Origin of the sequence: Providencia sp. PROV209 (assembly GCF_028479485.1) — a bacterium.
GTDB lineage: Bacteria > Pseudomonadota > Gammaproteobacteria > Enterobacterales > Enterobacteriaceae > Providencia > Providencia alcalifaciens.
Map to the genome: position 1 here is coordinate 16,797 of NZ_JAMPNR010000014.1, position 24,349 is coordinate 41,145.

Annotated in this window: 27 protein-coding genes; 13 read left to right on the plus strand and 14 right to left on the minus strand. The window is 43.8% G+C overall.

Annotated features, from left to right (window positions below):
• Positions 1 to 129 precede the first annotated feature (129 nt).
• Entirely contained in the window at positions 130 to 1,194 is a 1,065-nt protein-coding gene (gene degS / locus PR795_RS10720) for an outer membrane-stress sensor serine endopeptidase DegS (protein WP_006659106.1), read from the plus strand.
• An 83-nt stretch (positions 1,195 to 1,277) separates the two neighbouring features.
• On the opposite strand, the gene murA is transcribed toward degS, so the two are convergent.
• The 7 genes from murA to mlaF form a co-directional block, all read right to left on the minus strand.
• Positions 1,278 to 2,540 carry a UDP-N-acetylglucosamine 1-carboxyvinyltransferase gene (gene murA, locus PR795_RS10725; RefSeq protein ID WP_181480252.1) on the minus strand — a complete coding sequence of 421 codons (1,263 nt, stop codon included), beginning with the start codon at positions 2,538 to 2,540 and terminating at the stop codon, positions 1,278 to 1,280.
• 54 nt (positions 2,541 to 2,594) lie between these two features.
• Positions 2,595 to 2,849, minus strand: a complete 255-nt coding sequence (ibaG, locus tag PR795_RS10730; protein ID WP_006659104.1) for a BolA family iron metabolism protein IbaG — start codon at positions 2,847 to 2,849, stop codon at positions 2,595 to 2,597.
• A 137-nt stretch (positions 2,850 to 2,986) separates the two neighbouring features.
• Positions 2,987 to 3,277 (minus strand): lipid asymmetry maintenance protein MlaB, encoded by a 291-nt coding sequence (mlaB, locus tag PR795_RS10735; protein ID WP_006662910.1) that lies wholly within the window; start codon positions 3,275 to 3,277, stop codon positions 2,987 to 2,989.
• 1 nt (position 3,278) lies between these two features.
• Positions 3,279 to 3,908 carry a phospholipid-binding protein MlaC gene (gene mlaC / locus PR795_RS10740; RefSeq protein ID WP_006659102.1) on the minus strand — a complete coding sequence of 210 codons (630 nt, stop codon included), beginning with the start codon at positions 3,906 to 3,908 and terminating at the stop codon, positions 3,279 to 3,281.
• A gap of 35 nt (positions 3,909 to 3,943) precedes the next feature.
• The gene (mlaD, locus tag PR795_RS10745) at positions 3,944 to 4,507 is read right to left on the minus strand and encodes an outer membrane lipid asymmetry maintenance protein MlaD (RefSeq protein ID WP_036976047.1); all 564 of its coding nucleotides are present in this window, start codon (positions 4,505 to 4,507) and stop codon (positions 3,944 to 3,946) included.
• A gap of 3 nt (positions 4,508 to 4,510) precedes the next feature.
• Positions 4,511 to 5,293 carry a lipid asymmetry maintenance ABC transporter permease subunit MlaE gene (mlaE, locus tag PR795_RS10750; protein ID WP_006662908.1) on the minus strand — a complete coding sequence of 261 codons (783 nt, stop codon included), beginning with the start codon at positions 5,291 to 5,293 and terminating at the stop codon, positions 4,511 to 4,513.
• A gap of 6 nt (positions 5,294 to 5,299) precedes the next feature.
• Positions 5,300 to 6,103, minus strand: a complete 804-nt coding sequence (gene mlaF / locus PR795_RS10755) for a phospholipid ABC transporter ATP-binding protein MlaF (protein ID WP_036976050.1) — start codon at positions 6,101 to 6,103, stop codon at positions 5,300 to 5,302.
• A gap of 383 nt (positions 6,104 to 6,486) precedes the next feature.
• Between mlaF and kdsD the strand changes: the two genes are divergently transcribed.
• The 11 genes from kdsD (at position 6,487) to rnk (ending at position 14,239) form a co-directional block, all read left to right on the plus strand.
• Entirely contained in the window at positions 6,487 to 7,455 is a 969-nt protein-coding gene (kdsD, locus tag PR795_RS10760) for an arabinose-5-phosphate isomerase KdsD (protein ID WP_006662907.1), read from the plus strand.
• Positions 7,456 to 7,483: 28 nt separating this feature from the next.
• Positions 7,484 to 8,044: a 3-deoxy-manno-octulosonate-8-phosphatase KdsC gene (kdsC, locus tag PR795_RS10765; RefSeq protein WP_006662906.1), complete on the plus strand. Its 561-nt coding sequence runs from the start codon at positions 7,484 to 7,486 to the stop codon at positions 8,042 to 8,044.
• Positions 8,045 to 8,060: 16 nt separating this feature from the next.
• Positions 8,061 to 8,654 (plus strand): LPS export ABC transporter periplasmic protein LptC, encoded by a 594-nt coding sequence (lptC, locus tag PR795_RS10770; protein ID WP_006659096.1) that lies wholly within the window; start codon positions 8,061 to 8,063, stop codon positions 8,652 to 8,654.
• Positions 8,638 to 9,195, plus strand: coding sequence for a lipopolysaccharide ABC transporter substrate-binding protein LptA (gene lptA, locus PR795_RS10775; RefSeq protein ID WP_006659095.1), 558 nt, complete (start codon positions 8,638 to 8,640; stop codon positions 9,193 to 9,195). Before lptC ends, lptA begins: the two co-directional genes overlap by 17 nt.
• Positions 9,196 to 9,200: 5 nt before the next feature.
• Positions 9,201 to 9,926: an LPS export ABC transporter ATP-binding protein gene (gene lptB / locus PR795_RS10780; RefSeq protein ID WP_006659094.1), complete on the plus strand. Its 726-nt coding sequence runs from the start codon at positions 9,201 to 9,203 to the stop codon at positions 9,924 to 9,926.
• 63 nt (positions 9,927 to 9,989) lie between these two features.
• Entirely contained in the window at positions 9,990 to 11,435 is a 1,446-nt protein-coding gene (gene rpoN / locus PR795_RS10785) for an RNA polymerase factor sigma-54 (RefSeq protein ID WP_006659093.1), read from the plus strand.
• A gap of 23 nt (positions 11,436 to 11,458) precedes the next feature.
• Complete coding sequence (gene hpf / locus PR795_RS10790; protein ID WP_006659090.1) at positions 11,459 to 11,746, plus strand: ribosome hibernation promoting factor; 288 nt, start codon at positions 11,459 to 11,461, stop codon at positions 11,744 to 11,746.
• 88 nt (positions 11,747 to 11,834) lie between these two features.
• Positions 11,835 to 12,302, plus strand: coding sequence for a PTS IIA-like nitrogen regulatory protein PtsN (gene ptsN, locus PR795_RS10795; RefSeq protein ID WP_006659089.1), 468 nt, complete (start codon positions 11,835 to 11,837; stop codon positions 12,300 to 12,302).
• Between the two features lie 211 nt (positions 12,303 to 12,513).
• Entirely contained in the window at positions 12,514 to 13,365 is an 852-nt protein-coding gene (rapZ, locus tag PR795_RS10800; protein ID WP_006659088.1) for an RNase adapter RapZ, read from the plus strand.
• Positions 13,365 to 13,637, plus strand: coding sequence for a PTS phosphocarrier protein NPr (npr, locus tag PR795_RS10805; RefSeq protein WP_006659087.1), 273 nt, complete (start codon positions 13,365 to 13,367; stop codon positions 13,635 to 13,637). The genes rapZ and npr overlap by 1 nt, the downstream gene beginning before the upstream one ends.
• A 191-nt stretch (positions 13,638 to 13,828) precedes the next feature.
• Positions 13,829 to 14,239, plus strand: a complete 411-nt coding sequence (rnk, locus tag PR795_RS10810) for a nucleoside diphosphate kinase regulator (protein ID WP_006659086.1) — start codon at positions 13,829 to 13,831, stop codon at positions 14,237 to 14,239.
• Between the two features lie 117 nt (positions 14,240 to 14,356).
• Here the strand turns inward: rnk and pmbA are convergent, their stop codons facing one another.
• Positions 14,357 to 15,697, minus strand: a complete 1,341-nt coding sequence (pmbA, locus tag PR795_RS10815) for a metalloprotease PmbA (protein WP_036959950.1) — start codon at positions 15,695 to 15,697, stop codon at positions 14,357 to 14,359.
• Between the two features lie 183 nt (positions 15,698 to 15,880).
• Here pmbA and yjgA point away from each other — a divergent pair, with 183 nt between their 5' ends.
• Positions 15,881 to 16,426, plus strand: coding sequence for a ribosome biogenesis factor YjgA (gene yjgA / locus PR795_RS10820; RefSeq protein ID WP_006662904.1), 546 nt, complete (start codon positions 15,881 to 15,883; stop codon positions 16,424 to 16,426).
• Between the two features lie 277 nt (positions 16,427 to 16,703).
• Here the strand turns inward: yjgA and PR795_RS10825 are convergent, their stop codons facing one another.
• The 6 genes from PR795_RS10825 to yhdP form a co-directional block, all read right to left on the minus strand.
• Complete coding sequence (locus PR795_RS10825; protein WP_036976328.1) at positions 16,704 to 17,267, minus strand: RBBP9/YdeN family alpha/beta hydrolase; 564 nt, start codon at positions 17,265 to 17,267, stop codon at positions 16,704 to 16,706.
• Positions 17,268 to 17,329: 62 nt separating this feature from the next.
• Positions 17,330 to 17,638, minus strand: a complete 309-nt coding sequence (locus PR795_RS10830; RefSeq protein WP_154601555.1) for a barstar family protein — start codon at positions 17,636 to 17,638, stop codon at positions 17,330 to 17,332.
• A gap of 12 nt (positions 17,639 to 17,650) precedes the next feature.
• Positions 17,651 to 18,157: a ribonuclease domain-containing protein gene (locus PR795_RS10835; RefSeq protein WP_006659081.1), complete on the minus strand. Its 507-nt coding sequence runs from the start codon at positions 18,155 to 18,157 to the stop codon at positions 17,651 to 17,653.
• A 91-nt stretch (positions 18,158 to 18,248) separates the two neighbouring features.
• Positions 18,249 to 19,694 (minus strand): metalloprotease TldD, encoded by a 1,446-nt coding sequence (gene tldD, locus PR795_RS10840; RefSeq protein WP_006662901.1) that lies wholly within the window; start codon positions 19,692 to 19,694, stop codon positions 18,249 to 18,251.
• 11 nt (positions 19,695 to 19,705) lie between these two features.
• The gene (gene nit1, locus PR795_RS10845; protein ID WP_006659079.1) at positions 19,706 to 20,554 is read right to left on the minus strand and encodes a deaminated glutathione amidase; all 849 of its coding nucleotides are present in this window, start codon (positions 20,552 to 20,554) and stop codon (positions 19,706 to 19,708) included.
• Positions 20,554 to 24,348: an AsmA2 domain-containing protein YhdP gene (yhdP, locus tag PR795_RS10850; RefSeq protein WP_272516835.1), complete on the minus strand. Its 3,795-nt coding sequence runs from the start codon at positions 24,346 to 24,348 to the stop codon at positions 20,554 to 20,556. The genes nit1 and yhdP overlap by 1 nt, the downstream gene beginning before the upstream one ends.
• Position 24,349 lies beyond the last annotated feature (1 nt).

The following is a 24,349-nucleotide window of genomic DNA, read 5'->3' on the forward strand; positions in this document are numbered from 1 at the left end:
CATTAATTCAGCATAGATAAATCAATAAAACAGGTACAGTATCACTCTGCTGTACCTGTTTTTTTATGGTATGCTCAAAACATCTTTCTGTCTGTCATATCCATCATAGCGAACTTGGTAACCTTTAATATGGTCAAAAAGCTGCTTGTGTCTGTCCTGCTAGGATTGGTCACTGCCTCAATTATTATTGTGGCTGTCCCCTCGTTGCGCCCTCAGGGACTTGCTGACTTACTGTATGGAAAAACCAATAGTGAACCTGTGAGCTATAACAAAGCTGTACGCCGTGCTGCCCCCGCCGTCGTCTATGTTTACAGTAGTTCCAAAGGCAGTTTCTCGCAGTCAGGTCGTGAGCTCCAATCCCTCGGTTCTGGTGTAATCTTAAGCGCCAACGGCTACATTCTCACGAATAAACATGTGGTGGATAATCCAGACCAAATTCTTGTGGCTTTACAAGATGGTGCGATTTTCGACGCACTGTTAGTGGGCTCAGATCCGCTGACTGATCTTGCCGTTTTAAAAATCGATGCTGAAAATCTCCCCGTGATCCCAATTAATACAAAACGCGTGACTCATGTTGGAGACGTTGTTCTGGCTATTGGAAATCCCTATAACCTCGGGCAAACCGTCACTCAAGGAATTATTAGCGCCACAGGGCGCGTAGGACTAAGTTCGACACGACGCCAAAATTTCCTCCAGACCGATGCCTCAATTAACTCCGGTAACTCTGGTGGTGCGCTGATTAATACAGAAGGTGAACTGGTTGGCATTAACACACTTTCGTTCAGTGCGGGCCAAGGCGTCAGCTCCGAAGGACTCAGCTTTGCAATTCCAACCCCTCTTGCAACCAAAATTATGGAAAAACTCATCCGTGATGGTCGAGTTGTTCGTGGTTACATTGGTATTACCGCTCGTGAATTACCTCAGATTCGCACAAACAATAATAATATCAATCAAATGCAAGGATTACGGATTTTCCAAGTATCACCTAATGGACCTGCTGCAAAATCAGGCATTGAGCAAGGGGATATTGTGTTGTCCTTAGATGGCAAGCCCGCTATCTCCGCGGCTGAGACGATGGACTATGTCGCTGAAATTCGCCCTGGAACTAAAATTCCGGTGCAAATTTTACGTGATGGGGATGTGAAAAATATGGATGTAGTTATTGAAGAGCTTCCTGAAGGGCAAGCTAACTAAGTCCAATCATTACCCAATAAAAAAGGTTGCCCAAGCTAAGAGCAACCTTCTTACTTCTACGATAGGATTAACCCAATCTGAAATTACTCGTCAGATTTCACGCGTTGAATATTCGCCCCTAGCGCATTTAATTTTGCTTCAATATTTTCATATCCACGGTCGATATGATAAATACGGTCAACGGTTGTTGTCCCTTCCGCGATACAGCCAGCAATGACTAAGCTTGCTGAAGCACGTAAGTCCGTCGCCATAACTTGTGCGCCAGTCAGTTTTTCAACGCCGTGACATAATACTGTATTACTTTCGATATCCGCGTGAGCACCCATACGAATTAACTCAGGGATATGCATAAAACGGTTTTCGAAAATCGTTTCGGTGATCATGCCTGCACCTTCAGCGACTAAGTTCAATAGGCTAAACTGAGCTTGCATATCGGTTGGGAAGCCAGGATGTGGTGCCGTACGCAGTGTAACCGCTTTTGGACGCTTACCATGCATATCTAAGCTGATCCAATCTTCACCAGTTTGAATATCGGCCCCCGCTTCTCGTAATTTTGCTAATACCGCATCTAAGGTATCAGGGCAGGCATCACGACAAACCACCTTACCGCGAGAAACTGCCGCAGCAATTAAGAAAGTCCCTGTTTCAATACGGTCAGGCAGAACACGATAAACACCACCACCTAAACGAGCCACACCGTCAATGACAATACGGTCAGTTCCTGCACCGGTGATTTTCGCACCTAACGCATTCAGGAAATTAGCGGTATCTTCAATTTCAGGCTCACGTGCTGCGTTTTCAATAGACGTTGTACCTTCCGCTAATGCAGCGGCTGTCATGATACTGATAGTGGCACCTACGCTCACTTTATCCATCACGATATTAGCGCCTTTCAGACGACCATTTACTGTCGCCTTAACATAACCATCTTCCAGAACAATATTAGCGCCGAGTTTTTCTAAGCCGCTGATGTGTAAATCCACAGGACGAGCACCGATTGCACAACCGCCCGGAAGAGAAACTTCACCGTGACCAAAACGAGCAACCAAAGGCGCTAACGCCCAAATCGATGCGCGCATGGTTTTCACCAGTTCATACGGTGCACAATATTCAGTCACATTGCTAGCATCAACAAAAATCGAACCATTACGTTCGATTTTGACGCCAAGTTGGCTAAGTAACTTAATGGTTGTGTCGATATCTTTCAGCTTAGGGACATTCTGTAATTCAACTGGCTCTTCAGCCAATAAAGCAGCGAACAGGATTGGCAGTGCAGCGTTTTTAGCGCCTGAAATAGAGACTTCCCCTTCTAAGCGGGTAGGTCCTTTAACTAAAAATTTATCCATTCTGGTATTCTCGTGTGTCAGATTTTTACAAACTGTTCGCTTACATTTTCAAACTTATAGGCCGCTCAGCTTACGGTCACGCTCCCACTGCGCTGGGGTATAAGCTTTAATTGAAAGCGCATGAATTCTGTTGTCCGCAATATATTCCATTAACGGCGCATACACTGCTTGTTGCTGTTTAACACGGCTCATGCCGTCAAAAAGGCTGCCAACAGCGATAACTTGAAAATGACTGCCATCGCCATTCACTATCACTTCTTCCAGTGACAGCTTTTCCATTAAGACTTGTTTAATTTCGTTGGTATCCATAATGACTCAATTTTGTGATTAATTATGATAATAAATATAGCCATCTATCCTAAAGGATTCAGCTTAACACTTAAACTAAAGAAAACGCTTCTGATGCATAAAAACACTCAGAAGCGCTATTTTTTACATAACTTGACTTAATCCATCAGTAGGGGCTTCACCCCGTATAATTCCATCAAGGTATTGAGATTATCGCTCACGCCAAGAATGCTGAGATGGCGCTGTTGAGACTGATATTCCCCTTTTAGACGCACCAGCATGGCAAGTCCAGTAGAATCCACATGGGTTAACGCAGAGACATCAATTCGCTCAATTTGAGATAACAGCGTTTGGCGCTTATCCCAAAATTCGACCAGTGAATCTCTGTCCAAAACACCGGAAAGTGCCAGCATGACACGATTTTGCGTCCAAGATAACTGGCTTCTCATGCTAGTTGCTCTCTTCTAACGTAATCGGTACCTGAGCACTACGTTGTAATTGAGCCGTCAATCCATCAATACCTTGCTTGCGTAAAATGTCGCCCCACTCGTTTTGTTTAGTGGTGATCATGCTGACCCCCTCTGCAATCATGTCATACGCCTGCCAGTAACCGGTTTTGCTATTTTTACGCCATTGGAAATCTAAACGTACCGGAGGGCGACCGTTGGTATCATTGATGGTGACGCGGATAGCCACAATATTTTTATCACCAATGGGTTGTTCAGGAGCAATGGTGTACGTTTGACCGTGATACATCGCCAGCGCTTGACCGTAAACTTGCTCAAGATAGGACTCAAACGCTTTAAAATAGGCATCACGTTGGGCAGGGGTCGCGTCTTTATAATATGTCCCTAACACCAATGCGCCAGCATATTTGATTTGCACATATGGCAATAATTCTTCACGCACGATAGTCCGTAAGTAATCTGGGTTTTGCTTGATTTGAGGCTGTTCCGCTTTTAAGCGATCAAATGTTTTCGCTGCGGCTTCTTCCATAAGCTTATACGGGTTAGTTTGGTCAATCGCCATCGCAAATGGTGCAACCACTAACATAGCTATCATTATGAGACGTTTAAACATAATTCATTCCTTTCAAATTCACAGGGAATAACAACTTAGTGAGCAGCGGGCTCCGCAGGTGCCGCAACATGTTGTGCTGGGGCTGATGCGGGTGCTGTAGCTGGTGCTTCTGGTGCAGACGCGCCTTGGCTGTCGCCACTCTTATACAAGAATTGACCAATTAAATCTTCCAGTACCATCGCCGGTTTCGTATCTTCCAAACGACCGCCTTCTTTTAACATTGAGATCCCCATATCTTCATCATAAGGACCAATATTCATCGCAATGTACTGTTCACCCAGCAGACCAGAAGTACGGATTGAAAGCGAGCTAGAATCAGGAATATTGTCATATTCACTGAGTAAATCGATTTGAACGTCCGGAACATAACTCTTTTTATCTAAAGAAATCCCCGCCACACGCCCGACAACAACACCACCGACTTTGATTGGAGAGCCGACTTTTAAGCCACCCACATTTTCGAAAGAGGCAGAAACTCGGTAAGTTGACTGACTACCAATCGATTGTAAATCGGCGACTTTTAAGCAGAGAAACACAATTGCGGCAATCGCCAGCAACATAAAACAACCTACCCATATTTCACTTTTTTTACTTTGCATGACTTAGTTCCCAAACATCAGTGCTGTCAGTACGAAATCCAACCCTAGAACCGATAATGATGCATGCACAACAGTTTTCGTTGTTGCGCGGCTAATTCCTTCCGAGGTTGGAATGGCATCATAACCATTAAATAGTGCAATCCACGTTACCGTGATCGCGAAGACTACACTTTTGATAAAGCAGTTGACTAAATCTAATCGCCACTCCACAGATGATTGCATCGATGACCAGAAGAAACCGGGGTCAATTCCTTTCCAATCAACGCCAACAATAGCACCACCGATAATTCCAACAGCGACAAAAATCAGTGATAACAGTGGCATACTAATAAACCCAGCCCAAAATCGAGGGGCAACCACGCGACGCAGAGGATCGACAGCCATCATCTCTAAGCTGGAAATTTGCTCCGTGGCTTTCATCAAACCAATTTCGGCTGTTAATGCGGATCCCGCTCGCCCTGCAAACAGTAATGCCGTAACGACAGGACCTAACTCGCGCAATAATGAGAGCGCCACCATCATGCCTAGACTCGCTTCCGCACTGAACGTCGTCAGTACCAAATAACCTTGCAGACCTAACACCATGCCGATAAACAGACCGGACACGGCGACAATCAGCAAGGATTGAACCCCAACTGAATAAAGCTGTTTCACTAATAACGGCCACTGTTTACCAAATTCAGGTTTGCCAAATAGTGCGCCAAATAATAAATAGCCTGCTCGACCAAAAGCCGCAAATGTTTCAATCCATCGACGTCCGAAGGCAGCAATCGCCTTAATTATCATGTTCATTTACCCTAATAAATCAGCCGAATAGTCATTGGCAGGAAAGCGGAATGGCACCGGACCATCAGCAATACCATCCATAAACTGTCTAACACGAGGGTCTTGGTTTTCACGTAACTCTTCCCCTGTTCCTTTCGCAATAACATGTTGCTGCGCCACAATATAGGCTTTATCGGCAATACTCAGCACTTCTGGAACATCATGGGAAACCACCACACAGGTAACCCCAAGTGCTTGGTTAAGTTCGTCAATCAATTTGACCAAAACGCCCATTGTAATGGGATCTTGCCCCACAAATGGCTCATCAAACATAATCAAATCAGGATCCAGTGCGATCGCACGTGCAAGTGCCGCACGACGTGCCATTCCCCCAGAAAGCTCTGAAGGCATTAATTTTGCCGCACCGCGTAATCCCACCGCTTCTAATTTCATCATCACAGTTGTATGAATCAACGACTCCGGTAAATTCGTGTGTTCACGTAGAGGGAAAGCCACGTTATTAAAAACGTCCATATCAGTAAACAAGGCACCTGATTGGAATAACATGCTCATTTTTTTACGTGATTGATATAACTTAGAACGAGACAGTGCAGGAATATTATCCCCATCAAACCAGATTTCCCCTTCCTCTGGGCGCAGTTGTCCGCCAATCAGTCTAAGTAATGTTGTTTTACCAATCCCTGAAGGTCCCATAATCGCAGTAATTTTACCACGAGGCACAGCTAGGTTAATATTTTCAAATATTTTCCTATTTCCTCGCGTAAATGACATGTTTTTGACTTCGATTAAGTTCTCTGTCTGTGCTTGCATCGTTTAATCGCTCGTTATAGGTCAAACTATGATTCTGCCCCAAATAAGTCAGGGTTTTACAGAAACATAAACCAAATAGTATTAACTAATATTTTACCTAATTAATAGAAGATAGCTCTTAGAAATTTATATATCCAACCATAAGGGTAAGAGAATTAAAAAAATTTTTTTTGGGCATCGGTGCGGTTGAACGGTAAAACACTCTTTTGAGCTCAAATCGCTAACAAATCCCCATAACCATGACATTCATAAAAGCTTAGGTACAAAATACTTACCGATACTAAGTATTCGTTATACAATCCGATTTCGCTTTTTTGATCTAACCGAAACTTTGGATCCAACCGACACTTTTGATTCACCCGAAAACATCCATGGAATTAGACATGTCAAACATCGATTTTCAGAAAGTAGGTAAAGAAGTTCTCCATATCGAACGTGAAGGTCTGAAAAACCTAGAACAATATATCAATCATGACTTTGACCGCGCTTGCCAGCAAATTTTTACTTGCCAAGGCAAGGTTGTCGTTATGGGAATGGGAAAATCAGGGCATATAGGACGAAAAATTGCGGCCACGCTTGCCAGCACAGGAACGCCTTCATTTTTCGTGCATCCTGGAGAAGCCAGTCATGGCGATTTAGGGATGATCACCAATAAAGACATCGTATTAGCGATTTCAAACTCTGGCGAGTCAGGGGAAATTTTAGCCCTATTGCCCGTCTTAAAACGCATTAAAGTCCCACTGATCTGCATGACTAATAATCCTGACAGTAATATGGGCAAATATGCAGATGTTCATTTATGCATCAAAGTCCCGCAAGAAGCGTGCCCATTGGGATTAGCACCGACAACAAGCACGACAGCAACCTTGGTCATGGGAGACGCTTTAGCCATTGCGTTACTCACCGCTCGCGGCTTTACCGCTGATGATTTCGCGCTATCGCATCCTGGTGGCGCACTTGGACGCAAACTTTTACTCTTAGTTCGTGATTTAATGAGCACAGGTGACGACGTTCCCCATATCCCGAAAAGTGCCTCTTTACGTGAAGCACTCGTCGAAATTACCCGTAAAAAACTGGGTATGACGGTCATTTGTGATGATGATATGAAGATTCAAGGGATCTTTACTGATGGAGATTTACGTCGCATCTTTGATATGGGTATTGATCTGAACAATGCAAAAATCGCTGATTTAATGACGCCAGGCGGTATTCGAGTCGCACCAGGTATGTTAGCGGTTGAAGCACTAAACCTGATGCAATCTCGCCATGTTACCTCGTTATTGGTGGCCGATGGCGATCAATTAGTGGGTGTTCTACATATGCACGACCTACTGCAAGCTGGTGTGGTATAAGTCGAAAAGTATACATAAAGGAAATAGAATGAACCCTAATTATCAGAATACTTGCTATGGGTCTGTCGAGAATTCTGTGATAGAAAAAGCGACGAAAATTAAACTACTGATTTGTGACGTCGACGGTGTGATGTCTGACGGTTTAATTTATATGGGGAATAATGGCGAAGAATTAAAAGCCTTTAATGTCCGTGATGGATATGGCATTCGCTGCTTATTAACCTCCGGTATTGAAGTCGCAATTATCACGGGTCGCAAAGCCAAATTGCTCGAAGATAGAGCCCAGACTTTAGGTATTACATATCTTTACCAAGGACAAAGCGATAAGCTTTTGGCGTATCGCGAACTGTTAGATAAACTACAGCTAACAGAAGAGCAAACAGCTTACATTGGTGATGACCTTATTGATTGGCCTGTCATGGCAAAAGTGGGGTTATCTGTTGCGGTGGCTGATGCACATCCTCTGCTATTACCAAAAGCAGACTATGTAACCCACATTGGTGGCGGGAAAGGCGCAGTACGTGAACTTTGCGACCTGATTCTGTTATCCCAAAATAAACTGGAAGAAGCTAAAGGCTTGTCGATTTAAAGAACAGATATCATTCATGAGCAATGCAAAAAAGTGGTTAATCATTATTTTATCCCTCATTGTACTGGGGCTGATTGGTTGGAACTTTTCGGTTTACGATGACTCCAAACCATTAGCAACCGAAATCAATGATGGCAAACCTAATTATCAAACTGATGATTCGGTGACTTTCGTCTATAATCCAGCAGGCGATTTAGCCTATAAACTTGCTGCAACTAAAGTAGATAATTATACCGATGGAAAAATCACTTGGTTTACCAACCCGGTATTAACAACCTATAACGACGCAGGCACGCCAACTTGGACGGTAAAGTCCATTAAAGCAAGGTTAACCAAAGAGCGAGTGCTCTATCTGTACAGCGATGTTCAAGTGGATAGTTTGACTCCAGAGCCTCAAATTCAGCGCATTACAACAGATAATGCGGTGGTCAATCTAGTCACACAAGATGTCTCATCTGACGATAAAGTAACCATTATCGGACACGGGCTAAATTCTACGGGCTTAAAAATGAAGGGAAACCTTCGTACAAGAACCGCTGAATTAATTGAAGATGTTAAAACTCACTATGAGTTACAACCAAAAGAGCAACAAAATGAATCAAGTAACTAAGAAAAGTTTTATTCAAGGAGCTGTTGCAAGTGCAATTTTGGCTCTTAGCCTACCGGCAATGGCACTGAAAACAGATACCCAACAACCGATGACCATTAACTCGGTGAAGCAATCTCTTGATTTAGAAAAAAATGTCACCACATTTACAGATGACGTTGTGATTAAACAAGGTTCCATTGATATCCGAGCGAATAAAGTTATCGTGACACGTCCAAGCAGCGATTCCGATAAAATTGTCATTGAAGCATTTGGTACCCCCGTCACCTTCTATCAGTTACAGGACGATGGCAAACCAATCAAAGGTCACGCATCCAAAGCGCGTTATGAAGTTGATAAGCAACTGGTCACATTAACGGGTGATGCTTACCTTGAACAGCTCGACAGTAATATCAAAGGCGATAAGATCACCTATGTGGTTCCGACCCAGCAAATGGAAGCATTTAGCGATAAAGGTAAACGCGTGACCACCGTCTTATTACCAGCACAGTTACAAGAGAAAGGCCCAGCCGCTCAGGGTTCATCAACTAGTAAGAGTAAATAATTGTTATGGCCACACTAACCGCAGAGAATCTGGCGAAATCCTATAAAAAACGCAGCGTAGTGACTGACGTCAGCCTTGAAGTCAAATCAGGGGAAATTGTTGGTCTCTTAGGTCCCAACGGTGCGGGTAAAACGACCACTTTTTATATGGTAGTCGGCATTGTTCAGCGGGATGCAGGTAAAATTTTAATTGATGGGGAAGATATTAGTCTATTACCTCTGCATGAGCGTGCTCGCCGTGGCATTGGCTATCTTCCTCAAGAGGCGTCTATTTTCCGTCGTTTAAGCGTTTATGACAACCTGATGGCGGTCTTAGAGATTCGTCATGACTTGAATTCAGAGCAGCGTAAAGAACGTGCAGAAGAACTGATGGAAGAGTTCAGTATTACCCATTTGCGCGACAATGTTGGTCAATCACTCTCTGGTGGTGAACGCCGCCGTGTCGAAATTGCACGTGCCCTTGCTGCCAACCCTAAGTTTATTCTGTTAGATGAGCCATTTGCAGGGGTTGACCCGATCTCCGTTTTGGATATCAAAAAGATCATCCAACATCTACGTGACTATGGTCTTGGTGTTTTAATCACCGACCATAACGTACGTGAAACGCTTGATGTCTGTGAGCGAGCCTATATCGTTAGCCAAGGACACCTGATTGCACATGGTTCTCCTGAAATGATCCTTGAAAATGAACAAGTTAAACGTGTTTATTTAGGTGAAGGCTTTAGACTGTAGTTTTGTCTTGTTGGTTGTCATGATATTGGTTGTGTTAGTGGTAATGGAGAATAAAGCACATTCATGAAGCAAAGTTTGCAGCTCAGAATCAGTCAACAACTTGCAATGACTCCCCAATTGCAGCAGGCAATCCGCTTGTTGCAATTATCCACCCTTGAGCTTCAACAAGAAATTCAACTCGCACTTGAAACCAATCCGCTACTCGAGCAAGAAGAACAATCTTCGGAACAAGATAGTGTAGATAATCAGAGCAACGAAGCGGACAGCAGCGAAATTGATACCAAAGATGCGCTAGAAAAAGAAGATATGCCTGATGAGCTACCATTGGATGCTGATTGGGATGAAATCTATACCGCGGGAACACCTTCAGGAACCAGCAACGATTACAGCTTTGATGAGCTTCCAGTATATCAAGGGGAAACTACCCAAACGCTGCAAGACTATCTGATTTGGCAAGCGGATTTGACCCCATTTACCGATACTGATCGTGCAATTGCCACCTCGATTATTGACTCTATTGATGATTCAGGCTATCTCACTAGCCCAATCAGCGAAATCCATGAAGGTATCGATAATCCCGATATTACCTTAGAAGAAGTCATCGCTGTTTTAAAACGTATTCAACATTTTGATCCCTTGGGCGTAGCAGCTCAGGATTTAAAAGAGTGTTTGCTAATCCAGCTCTCTTTGTACCCAAAAGAGACAGCAGGGCTACAAGAAGCTAAACTAATTATTAGTCATCATATTGATTTACTAGCAAATCGTGACTTTCGTCAGTTGAGCAAACTGACACGTTTAAAAGAAGATGCATTAAAAAAGGCAATTGATCTGATTCTCACGCTGAATCCTAAGCCCGGTCAATCCATCAATACCGGGGAATCGGAATATGTTATTCCCGATGTATTGGTGAAAAAAGTCGGTGGGCACTGGCAAGTTGAGTTAAATACAGATAGCATTCCTAAGTTAAGCATTAACAATCATTATGCTTCAATGGCAAATGATTCAGCCAGTGAAAGTGACTCTCAGTATATTCGTAGTCACTTACAAGATGCGAAGTGGCTGATTAAAAGCTTAGAGAGCCGCCATGAAACACTGCTAAAAGTGGCGACCTGTATTGTTGAGCAACAACAAGAATTCTTTGAGTTAGGTGAAGAGTACATGAAACCGATGATTTTGGCAGATATTGCTTATCAGGTGGATATGCACGAATCGACTATCTCTCGTGTGACAACCCAAAAATACCTCCACTGCCCGCGAGGCATTTTTGAATTGAAGTATTTTTTCTCCAGTCACGTCAGTACAGACACCGGAGGAGAAGCCTCTTCCACTGCTATTCGTGCACTGGTGAAGAAGCTGATTGCTGCGGAAAACCCAGCAAAACCATTGAGTGACAGTAAATTGACGAGTATGCTGGCAGAGCAAGGTATACAAGTTGCTCGTCGAACTGTTGCTAAGTATCGTGAGTCATTATCTATTCCGCCATCAAATCAACGTAAACAGTTGGTTTAACCCAATAAGATAAGGAAGATTGTATGGAATTTCAGATTACTGGACACAATATTGAAGTTACACCGGCATTGCGCGAAACGGTTGAGAAAAAACTCAAGAAATTAGAGCAATTGTTTGATCGTATTAACAGTATCCAAGTCGTTCTGAAAGTGGAAAAAGTTCAGCAAATTGCTGAAGCCACCCTGCAACTCAACGGTGCAGAGCTTCACGCATCAGCGGAAGATGACGACATGTACGCGGCACTTGATTTACTCCTTGATAAGCTGTCACGCCAATTAACCAAACATAAAGAAAAACTGAGACAACACTAATACATTTAGCCAGTCCTTGACTGATTAATGTTCTAAACCAGATGGTGGGATACATCATCTGGTTTTGTAGTCCTAAGTGAATAATAAAATGAATAGTGATATAGAAATCCAATTAAGCGATGTTTTATCCGCCAGTTGCACACGTAATAATTTAGTTTGCACCAGCAAGAAAAGAGCATTAGAAATTATTAGTGAGTTAGCGGCCGCCGAGTTGGGATTACCGGAAAATACGGTATTTGAAGCGTTACTAACCAGAGAAAAAGTTGGCACGACAGGTATTGGTGGCGGGATTGCAATCCCCCACGGCAAGCTCAATGAAGGCGAAAGTGCTCGTGCTGCAGGCGTATTTTTGCATTTGGAAGAGCCAATTGCGTTTGATGCAATTGATAACCAACCTGTTGATCTACTTTTTGCATTACTTGTTCCCTCGGATCAATGTAAAACTCACTTACATACCCTGTCCCTTATCGCTAAAAAGTTAGCCGATAAGTCATTATGTAAGCGTCTTCGCTCAGCACAAAGTGATGAAGAGTTATACAAGATCATCATCGAGTAAGTAATAATGAATATGTGTTGATGCCAGCCTAATGATATTGTTATGATTTCTTATGTTCGGCATCGCGAAACACGGCGAATGACAAAATAATCTGACCAGCTAGAGGATCACCACGAATAAGCCAGAAATGGGTGAACAGTCAGAAATGGGTGATCAGTCAGAAATCGATCATTAAGATATAAATCCTTAAGATATAGAAGGGAGTTAGCTCATGGTGCTGATGATTGTCAGCGGCCGTTCCGGTTCGGGAAAATCCGTTGCCTTACGCGCGCTGGAAGATATGGGTTTCTATTGTGTGGATAACCTGCCGGTAGTTTTACTGCCGGAGTTAGCTAATTCACTCGCCGATCGCAATATTTCTGCGGCTGTAAGCATTGATGTGCGCAACATGCCCGACAATCCAGAAGTATTCGAAGAAGCCATTGATAAATTACCATCAACCTTCTCACCACAACTGCTATTTCTGGATGCAGACCGTAACACTTTAATTCGTCGTTACAGCGATACTCGTAGATTACACCCACTTTCGAGTAAAAATTTATCCCTAGAAAGTGCTATTGATGAAGAAAATGAGCTGCTAGAGCCGCTACGCTCCCGTGCTGACTTAGTGATTGATACCTCTGAGATGTCAGTGCACGAATTAGCGGAAATGCTCAGAACTCGCTTAATGGGCAAACGTGAACGTGAATTGACCATGGTGTTCGAATCCTTTGGTTTCAAACATGGTATTCCTATCGATGCAGACTACGTTTTCGACGTGCGTTTCTTACCAAACCCACACTGGGACCCAAAATTACGTCCTATGACGGGTTTAGATAGACCTGTGGCCGCCTTCTTAGATAGGCACACTGAAGTTCATAACTTTATTTACCAAACTCGTAGCTATTTAGAGTTATGGTTACCGATGTTAGAAACCAATAATCGTAGTTATCTAACTGTCGCCATCGGCTGTACAGGAGGAAAACACCGTTCAGTTTACGTCGCAGAACAACTTGCCGATTACTTCCGCTCTCGAGGAAAAAACGTGCAATCACGCCACAGAACACTGGAAAAACGTAAGTAATGACCGTCAAAGCGACGATCACACTAAAAAACCGCCTTGGTATGCATGCCAGACCAGCTATGCTTCTCTATGATTTAGTTAAACAATTTAACTCTAGAGTCGTTTTAAAAAATGACAGTCAAATTGAGGCTGAGGCGGATAGCGTTATTGCGATGTTGATGTTAGACTCGGAGCAAGGCAGTAAAATTGATATTGAGGTTAGCGGACCCGATGAAGAATCGGCATTATCCGCAATCATTAACCTGTTCGAAAGTGGATTTGACGAAGAGTAGCATAAAAGTAAATCCCGATGGACCAAGTGATATATACGGTTTTACACGCATAGGCACCGAGTTCGTGATCTCGATCTCTTCCCTTTAACGCCTATAGCGCCTAATATTTTATATAATTTATTTTTCTAGCAAACACCCCCTACCTTCTGGGTGGGGGGTGTTTGCTTTGTACGTTCCTATTGGAGTGTGGTATGACAAAGCCAACAATTATTATCAATGATTTAGATGCAGAACGCTTAGATGCACTGATGGAACAGGCTGCCTATGCCGGTACACCTGTTGCCGAAGCACTAAACGACGAATTAGACCGCGCAGACATTGTCTCCCCACAAGAGATCCCTGCGGATGTGGTCACGATGAACAGCACTGTTCGTTTCTTAGATTTGATCAGCAACGAAGAGCGCACACGTACACTGGTATATCCTGCATCCCTAAAAGATAGTGCAGAACAATTATCAGTCATGGCACCGATTGGCGCAGCATTGTTAGGTCTGCACGTTAACGACGAAATTAGCTGGGCATTGCCAAATGGCGTAGAAACCCGCGTTCGTGTGTTAGAGATTGTTTATCAACCTGAAGCGGCTGGCGAGTTCCATCGTTAATAACGATGCTCGATACAAAGAGAAAGACTAGCCGAAAAAAGTTTCAATCAAGAAACTCCCGTTAGTCTTCAGGCGGTATTCAGGCACTCATTTGAGTGCCTTTTTGATACTTAAAACTTATTGCCCTGCGATACTCATTTCAGGGATTAACACCGAACCGCACTGAATATTACTGCGAGTTTCGATATCATCGGCGATAGTAACCATATTCATCCACATATCTTTCAAATTACCCGCAATTGTAATCTCACTGACAGGATATTGAATTTCACCATTTTCTACCCAAAAACCGGATGCCCCACGGGAATAATCGCCAGTAATACCGCTAACCCCCTGCCCCATCAGCTCTGTGACGACTAAGCCCGTACCCATTTGCTTTAGCAGTGCATCGAAAGATAGCCCCTGTCCCTCGATGCGCCAGTTATGAATTCCACCAGCATGACCTGTGCTTTGTAGACCCAATTTGCGCGCAGAGTAGCTAGTCATCAGCCACGTTTGTAAAACACCATTTTCCACAATATTACGCTCTGTAGTCCGTACGCCCTCACTATCAAATGGCGAGGATGCCAAACCGCCCATTAAGTGTGGCTGCTCATTAATCGTTAGCCAGGTTGGTAAGATTTGCTTACCTAGGCTATCCATTAAAAATGATGATTTACGATAAATACTGCTGCCGCTAATGGCTCCGACTAAATGACCAAATAACCCTGTCGCCACTTCTGAAGCGAAAATAACCGGTGCTTTCATCGTCGGTAATTTACGAGGGGATAAGCGCGACAATGTACGACGCGCACACTCTTGCCCTACCCACTCAGGGGATTTCAATGCCTGCATGCTGCGTGCGATGGTATACGCATAATCGCGCTCCATTTCGCCATTTTGCTCGGCGATTACGCAGCTCGACATCGAATAACGGCTAGAACTGTAGCTCTTTAATAGTCCAAGAGAGTTACCAAAGACACGGATACCATAGTGCCCATTGAAGCTACCGCCTTCCGTATTCACAATGCGTGAATCTGCATTTAATGCGGTCATTTCCGCAATCGAGGCCAGCTTAATGGCTTCCTCGGGGGAAAGTTCTGTAGCTTGGAATAAGTTTAAATCCGGTGCATCGAATGCCAGTAATGATTTTTCAGCAGGACCTGCGCATGGGTCTTCAGAGGTATAATTCGCAATATCAATCGCGGCTTGAACTGTACGCTCAATGGCTTCTTCGCTTAAATCCGTTGAAGAGGCACTACCTTTACGTTGTTTATGGTAAACCGTGATCCCTAATGCGCCATCACTGTTAAACTCCACATTCTCAACATCACCTTGGCGCGTACTCACACTAATCCCAGTGCTTTTATTGACTGCAACTTCAGCGCCATCACAACGGCTTTTGGCAAATTCCAATGCGTGGGCGACGGCTTGTTCTAATTGTTTACGTTGTTCGGCAACTTGTTCAGTAACACTCATGCATTTAGTCCAATAAAGAGGGGAAAAGTGATTTTCTACCTCGACATATCAATGTCAGGTAGTCATAAGGGGGTTTTCCCAGTTACAATAGAGTTAATCTATAAATGTTAACACTCACAACGCCGTAAATCATGCTAATTACTCGTAATTACACGACGGCGTTTAGTAAAAAGGAAAATCCCTATGGCCAAACAGCCTGAAGATTGGCTGGATGATATCCCAGCGCCCCAAGATGATGAGGACGATGAGATTATTTGGGTCAGCAAAAGCGAAATTAAACGCGATGCCGAGATCCTCAAAAAATTGGGGGCAGAACTTGTTGATTTAAGTAAAAGCGAGCTTGAGCGCATCCCATTAGACACGCAATTACTTGAAGCTATCGAATTAGCACAAAAAATTAAGCGGGAAGGTCGTCGTCGTCAATTACAACTTATCGGTAAACTGTTACGTTCTCGAGAAGTGGAACCGATCACTGAAGCACTTGATAAGCTGAAAAACCGCCATAACCAACAGGTTGTGATCTTACACAAGCTGGAAGATCTGCGTAATCGCTTATTAGCTGATGGTGATGAAGTCATCGAAGAAGTGGTCGCTTTATTCCCGCAAACTGATCGCCAACAACTGCGTGCATTGGTACGTAATGCGAAGAAAGAGCGTGATGGAAATAAACCACCAAAAGCATTCCGTCAGATTTTCCAATATCTGAAAGAGCTTTCTGATAGTCACTAGTGAACTGTTCCCCTTAGCTAGCAATGGCTTAGGGGAGTTTTCTTAAAAAATACCCCGTTATTGCTCGCCATCCAAAATAACACTATCATCATCAACATCATATTTTAACCCGCATTATCGCGGCTGCTGAGCCACGATAAATGAATGAGGCAAATATGGATACCCCCCGAAATAGAGCTTGGCGTCGAGCCAATGGTCGTATTAACAAATCACGCGACCAAAAAATTCACTACAAACACGACGCTATCCCCCTATAACACAAAAAACAGGGTGTTTTCTAGTACCAAAACTTTAACAGACTCAGTAAAGCAGGCAGTCGCGTAAAACCTTCTCTATCAAGGAAATGCCCTGCATTTTCAACCACCGTAATAGAGGTTTGTAACGATTTAGCCAGCTCGATTGACGTCGCTGAATCAACTGCCCAGTCATTGGAAGAAACAATTGACGCGCGTTTGTCACTCATCCCTATCAGCTTACTATAATCTAATGAAAACTGAGTGTGAGCCGCTAAGTCAGGCATCGTGTCCAAAGTACGATCAAACCCAGACACAAGCACATACCCTCCAATTTTTGCACCTTCTGGGGCATGGTTCTCTAGAAAACGTAATGCCGTGATACACCCTAAACTGTGTCCGACTAAGATAGTGTTTTCATCAAACTGGATGTTCGCATCGAGTAAACATTGCTCCCATTTTTGCGGATTCGGTGAATCGGACTCCGGCATGGCGGGAATATCAACGATTGCTCCTAGAGCTTCCAATTCATCCTTTAACCAATTAAACCAATGATTATCCGGAGATGCGGTATAACCATGAATCACAATAACTTTTTTACCTTCCACTTAATCACCCTTAATATAAATAACCGTCAAAAAATGGCTCAACGTAGAACCATTCGCCAAATTTAGCATGTGGTTCGGGATGCATCATTCTCATTATTAGTGATGTCTATGAGAAAAATAAATGCTTCATCAAGCTCGGTTTCAGCTTCATTCATTAAATCAATGATCGCTGAGAATTGCGTACGCTGAGGAAGTTTAAGGTGACTAAAAACCAGAGTAACGGGTAACTCAATTTCGCCCGTAATCACATCCCATAAAGCATCGAGATTGTGACCAAACCATTTCGGAAGCGAGAACTGTTGCTGAAATTGCTGATAAAATACCTCAAGGCTATCTATTTCACGAAAATCAAAAACGACGGTCTTGTTCATCGCTGTCCCCTATTATTTAACTTGCTGGAACGTTTTATAGTGATCCGTGCTCACGAAAATCATCCCATCAGAGGAATAGAGCAAACGGTCTGCACCACGATGCCCACAACGGTAATTGATATCCGCTTCAAACCATTGGCGCCCTTCTGCAATCGGTAACCCTTTTTCACGGTTAGAAAAACGATCGCCGCCAATCGCTCTACCGGGTAATACTTCACATAGATTACCTTTTTTAGCATCCCACCCGGCTTCTCTTGCCTGTTTTTTGGTCATATAAAATGCGGGGAGTTTCTGGTATTTCTCCATAAAACTCACCACATTATTTTGAGCCGTTAATTGGTCAATGGTTTTTGGTGTTTCCTGTGGCGTTATCGCTTCTCGAGAAGGTGGAATTGATTGTGTTGTTGGTGGTGTTGAAGGGATAGAAGGCTCTGTCGCAGTCTGCTCACCGCCTTTAAAATAGAGGCTAATTGCAATCAAAATCGCCATTAACACCAAAGAAATAATACGTTTGTTCATAACGCCTCAATTATTTTTGCTGTGTTGATAAACAATCGCCCCAGTCACATCCGTAACTAGGGCGAATAAAAAAAGACTCTCTTGCGTGTGATTACGCGGTGCCACCCACGGTCATTTTATCGAGTTTCAGCGTCGGTTGACCAACACCTACTGGCACGCTTTGCCCTTCTTTGCCACAAACGCCCACACCTTTATCCAGTGCAAGGTCATTACCTACCATGGAAATTTGCTGCATCGCCTCTACTCCAGAGCCAATCAAGGTGGCCCCTTTTACTGGGGACGTAATTTTACCATTTTCAATTAAGTAAGCTTCTGAGGTTGAAAAGACAAATTTACCTGACGTGATATCCACCTGACCACCACCGAAATTCGGTGCATACAGACCTTTTTCCACACTGGCAATAATCTCTTCTGGTGTAGACTCACCCGCTAACATATAGGTGTTTGTCATACGTGGCATAGGTAAATGCGCGTAAGATTCACGGCGCGCATTACCGGTTGGCGCCACGCCCATCAAACGGGCATTATGTTTATCTTGAATATAATTACGCAAGATTCCGTTCTCAATGAGCACATTGTATTGACCCGGAACACCTTCATCATCAATCGCCAATGAGCCTCGACGTCCAGCAATCGTCCCATCATCCACCACGGTACATAGTGAAGAGGCAACTTGCTCGCCCATTTTTCCAGAGAAAACAGAGGTTCCACGACGGTTAAAGTCGCCTTCTAGACCATGACCTACCGCTTCATGAAGTAGAACGCCAGGCCAGCCAGCGCCTAACACCACAGGCATCATACCCGCTGGCGCTGCAATCGCAGATAAATTAACCAATGCCATGCGCACCGCTTCACGAGCATATTGTTCCGCGAGCACTTGCCCTTGATGAATTTCAAGGAAATATTCATAGCCGTAACGACCACCGCCACCGCTTGCTCCGCGCTCACGTTTACCATCATGTTCTACGAGAACACTCACCGAAAGACGCACTAATGGGCGAATATCCACCGCTAATGTGCCATCAGTGGCAGCGACCAGCACTTGTTCATATACCCCTGTCAGGCTCGCATTGACTTCAATCACGCGCGGATCTTCCGCACGAGCTACTTGGTCAACGCGATGCAGTAATTCAATTTTCTGTTCGCGCGGTAAACTACGCAGAGGGTCCGCGTCTGAATAGAGTTTTTTGTAGTCAACGTTCGTTAAAATTTGTGACTTACCAGAGCCTTGTTCAGTCACGATACTACGGGCAGCGGTCGCACTCTGCGTCAGCGCTAACAGAGAAATTTGGTCTGCGTATGCAAAACCTGTTTTTTCTCCTGTAATTGCACGAACCCCAACTCCTTGGTCAATATTGTAGGAGCCATCTTTAATAATTCGGTCTTCTAAAACCCATGACTCATGGTAGCTAGACTGAAAGAAGAGATCCCCATAATCAACACGGCGCTCAGATAGCAGCCCTAAAATATCATACAGATTATCTTGACTAAGACCGTTGGCAGCCAGCAAATGTTCGCTGACAGAAGCTAAACTCATATTTATTACTCTTATTTGGTTTGTTTTTTAATCAATGATGTCAGTTGTGGTCTAAAGCGGTTATGTTTTACCACTCGGATCTGTTCACGCATCACATTTAAGCTGTCTGTTTGGACATTCACCACCAACGCGGAAACGGCATCAACATTCTTTTTCATGACCTTACCCCAGCCATCAACGGCTAAAGTGTGTCCCCATGTTCGGCGAGTACCGTGTACACCAACTTGTGCAGGTGCTAAAACGTAGCACTGGTTTTCAATCGCACGCGCTCTTAACAGAGGCTCCCAGTGCGCTTGCCCAGTGTAACGAGTGAATGCTGCAGGTACCGAAATAATTTCAGCACCTTGTTCACGCAAGGCTTGGAATAAGCCTGGAAAACGTAAATCATAACAAATGGTCAGCCCTAAGCGACCAACAGGGGTATCAACCACGGTAAGATACTCACCGCGTTGATAAATAACGGATTCGTTATACTCGCCTTGTTCATCTTCAATGTTCACGTCGAACATATGAATTTTATCGTAACGCGCAGTAATATTACCTTTCGCATCAAACAGTAAGCTGCTGCTTGTAATACGTTCAGGATCTTCACGACTAATCAATGGCATTGATCCAATGAGGATCCACACATTGTAGCGGATAGCCATTGCGCGGATTGCGTCTTGTAATGGGCCAGTTCCTTCTGCTTCAGCCTGTTTACGATAGGTTGCAGCATCAGCAAATAGTAATGCATTTTCAGGAGTAAGTACTAACTGCACGGTATCAGGCAACTGTTTAATTTGCTGCTCGATCTGTGCCAAGTTGTGTTTAGTATTCTTACCGCTACATAACTGCAAAAGTGCAACATTACCCGTTTTCATTACTCTTGAGTCTCCTTAAGCTGACGTAGTACTTCATCAATTTTCGGTTCATCTAAACTGCCGCTCACGCGATAACGAATAACCGAAATTTTACTCCACAACGGACCAAGGACTTTCGATGCGGCAAATACTGCCGCTCCCGCAAATGGGTTAATCACAAATGCGGTGGCTACACCTACTGTAGCAGATATTTCCGGGGTAATAACCGCTTCGGCATTAATTTGGCGTTTAACGAGGTCAATTTCCCCATTCAAGGCAATATCTGCGACGAGTCCGTCAATATTGAGGTTCTTCGAGGTTAGAATACCTTGATTAATCACCGCATCGCCTTTGATTGAGTCAAAGTTAAAGTCATTACTAAACGTATCGCGGAAGTCTAATTGAAGTTTACGCAATAATGCATCAAAACTGACTAAACGTAACAGCTGCCCAGCACGACCGCCTCCCATATGAGCGATGGCGCCTTTACCTAGGTTCATCGACATTTTACCATTGAGCGTGGCTAAATCAGGTTCCCAAGGCACGAGCCCCCAGTTAAGGTCAAATTCAATGGAATACGGGGAATCAATAATAGGCACTAAGACACCAAAATAAGCGGCGGTTTCATCAAAAGCTTCTCCCGTTAATGAACCCGCTATCTCCGTTTTATTTCCGTTATTACTGTGCCATAGCGCATCCAGCTTTAACTCACCGGCACTGTTTTTCAGTGAACCTGCGGTTAATTTCAAAGTATGCTGTCCTTCGGGGGTAATTTTTGCCGTAATTTCACCCAATTTTTGCCCACTCACCCAGCATTCCGCACAGTGAATATTCACTCTAGGCCATTGGCTGAAATCAAATGTCTCCGATTTTAAACTCGCTTCAGTTGGCGTCAATGAACCTTCAGGGTTGTAATACAGATATTCAATATTCAGCGCCCATGGTCGCTGCTTCCATATCTGTAATTGTCCTTTTAAATTGGTGCTATCAACATTGATTTGCTGCTCATCACGGTACAGGTCGTAGGAAAAACTTAAGTCTTTCCAGTGTTGTCCTGCCAGATAAACCGAGGGGGCTTTAACTTCAAGCGTGTCAGGGTAACTAATTTCCCCCACATGTGAGCTAGCCGACGAAGATAAAAATCCACTTGCCAGTTTTTCCCAATTCACATCCTCTACCGCAGGCAAGTCCACTAAGATTGACGAACCATTTGGTAATATTGGCGGCTGATTACTCCATGGCGCGATATGGGCTTTTTGCAGTTGTAAGGGCGTACTCGATAGCAACCACTGAGAATTAAATCCAAGGCGCTGACCAATATCACCACTGACGGTCAACTGCGCTGTAGTGCCTTTCGCTTGAACATTTATTTTACTGAGCTGTTGCAGTAATGCCGTATCCAGCGCCGGTAATTGGCTTTTTAACTTATTGAGCCCCGCTGTAATATCAATCTGCAGCCCTGTTGCTTGCTTCGATGATTCAGGCAACGTGATATGAATTTGGCTTTTCCAATCACTCAAACCTGACACTTTTCCTTTAATATCATTTGGCAACATTGGAATTTGATTCAATTCCCAATTTCCGCCTAAATTAATATCCACCAAATAATCTTTTGGTCCCGTCAGTGTCGTGAAATCCAAAGAAACAGGCTGCCCTAACCATTGACCTGTGATGTTATCACTCACTAAATCCCCATTGGTGAACTTAAAACTTCCTGTAAGTCCATGTAGGGTACTGTCGATAGGACGGACAAAAATAGTATTCTTGTTGAGATTAACTTGCCCTTTTGCCACCACGTCTTTCCCTGCTGATAATGGGATAGCGAGATTCAGTTTTCCCGTTACCGTGCCATCAATTTGTAGCTCATCAAGGGTACCGCCAAGGGAATTCTTTAACGGTGTCTGGGTAAAATATTGTTGAATTTGCTTGCCCGTACCACTAACACCGGCATCGATATACAACATTTCATCAAAATAGTCATGGATCACGGCATCGAGATTTTCTGCCGTTGCATCCCCTAACTTCACCGAATCAGCATGCATCGCCAAACTGGCTCGGCTAAAGTCTAAGTCGATGTTTAAATCCAGTAAGGCTGGCCATTGGTCATCGTATTCGAATGTGCCATCACGTAACGGTACGTAGACTTGGAATTGCCCATCATTTTTATAGTAAGGGTAATGGGCTGGGTCGCCTTTATAGACTAACGTTGCATTATCTACATGCCCCGCAATAATCGCTTTTGTGAGGTAATCTGCCAGCGCTTGCCCCATCAATTTTTGTGGGAAATAGCGCCAAGCTTCTCCTGCATTATCGGTACTGATCCCCGCCAAAATAGCTAAATCGGCAATATTATGCTGCTTCGCTTTCGCATAGCTAAAGTCACCATTTGCCCTGACCGCTTTGGCTTGTAAATCAATGCCTGAGCTCCACAATTTGAATTCGCTACTGTTGTTGACCCAATTTAATTTACCGTTAGCGCGGTCAATTTCAAAGGGGGCTTTAAATTCATCACGGTAATCCACCGTACTATCTTTGAGCATAAACGAGAGAACACCTTCTTGGTCACCCCCAACTAGCACGCCCGAAAAATGGTTAACGGATGGCAGTTCTTTCCATTTTTTCCAGCTAACATCCTGCCAATCCATACTGATCTGCGTATGTTCTTCCGTATCTTGCGTAAAGTCTAAAGCAAATTCTGTGACTAACCCCGTCGGCTGACGATGCTGCCAATCTTGAACCAATTCGGGGGTTACAAATGAGAATGTCGGTAACACTTCACTCAAGCGTTCTAATTCAATATTTTTTGCTCGAATGCGCCAATGATCTTTATTTTGATATTTTGCAGATGAGGGTAAATACAAGACTGAAACACTACCTTGAGGCCAGATATACTCATTAGTTTTCAATGTATCGAGCTCTGGGATATTGAACAGCCAGCCGTTACCTTGGCGCTTCATACGAACTAGCAAATCATTCACTTGTAGGTTTTGAGCAAGGGTATCTTCCCCCCAGTTCGCTTCACCTTGGCGCAGCTGAATAAGACCGTTATCAATACGATTATTCTTGAGTGAAATCCATGAAGACAAACTAAAGTTGGCGTCGCGTAACCCCGTGTTATCGCGTAACCATTTACTGAGCCAAGGCTGCATATCAATGTTATCAGCCTGCACATAGAAAATTCCATCGCTGAGCACGCCGTTTTTATCCGACACATCCAACTTTACTTGTAGATAACTATTTTGTTTATTTAGCGTCTCAAGACTCACAAAGCCCTGAGCACGATGGCGGGTATCTTGATTTAGCCAAGAGAGTTCCGGCAACAGTAACGTCATTGTTTGGTCTGATGGCGTTAAGAAGGTCAACTGACTGTCTTTTAAAATAAAGTGGTCAAATTGCCGTAAGAAGAGATCATCCACACCATCATAGCTGGCGGTTTCTTCTGAGCCATCAAAGCTGAGCGGAACTTTATAATTCACATTGAGTTGATAAAAAGTCAGATCACGAAAACGCCACCGCAGAGATAATAGGGAATTCCAAATATCTAACTCAATGGTGACTTTGTTGACTTGAATATCTGTTATCGGATTTTCAATGGCGACATCAGAAATGATGAGCTCTGGACCATAATAGCGCCAAGCCCCTTCGATTTTACCGATGTTCAGTGAGATATCGTGGTGATTTTCAACATAAGTGATAATTTCTTGGCGATAATTATCAATATTAGGTAATAGAAAACGCAAACTGGTGAGTACCAACGCACACAGCAACAATACAGCAGCGGTTGTCACGAGAACTACGCGTGGCAGTCGTTTCACC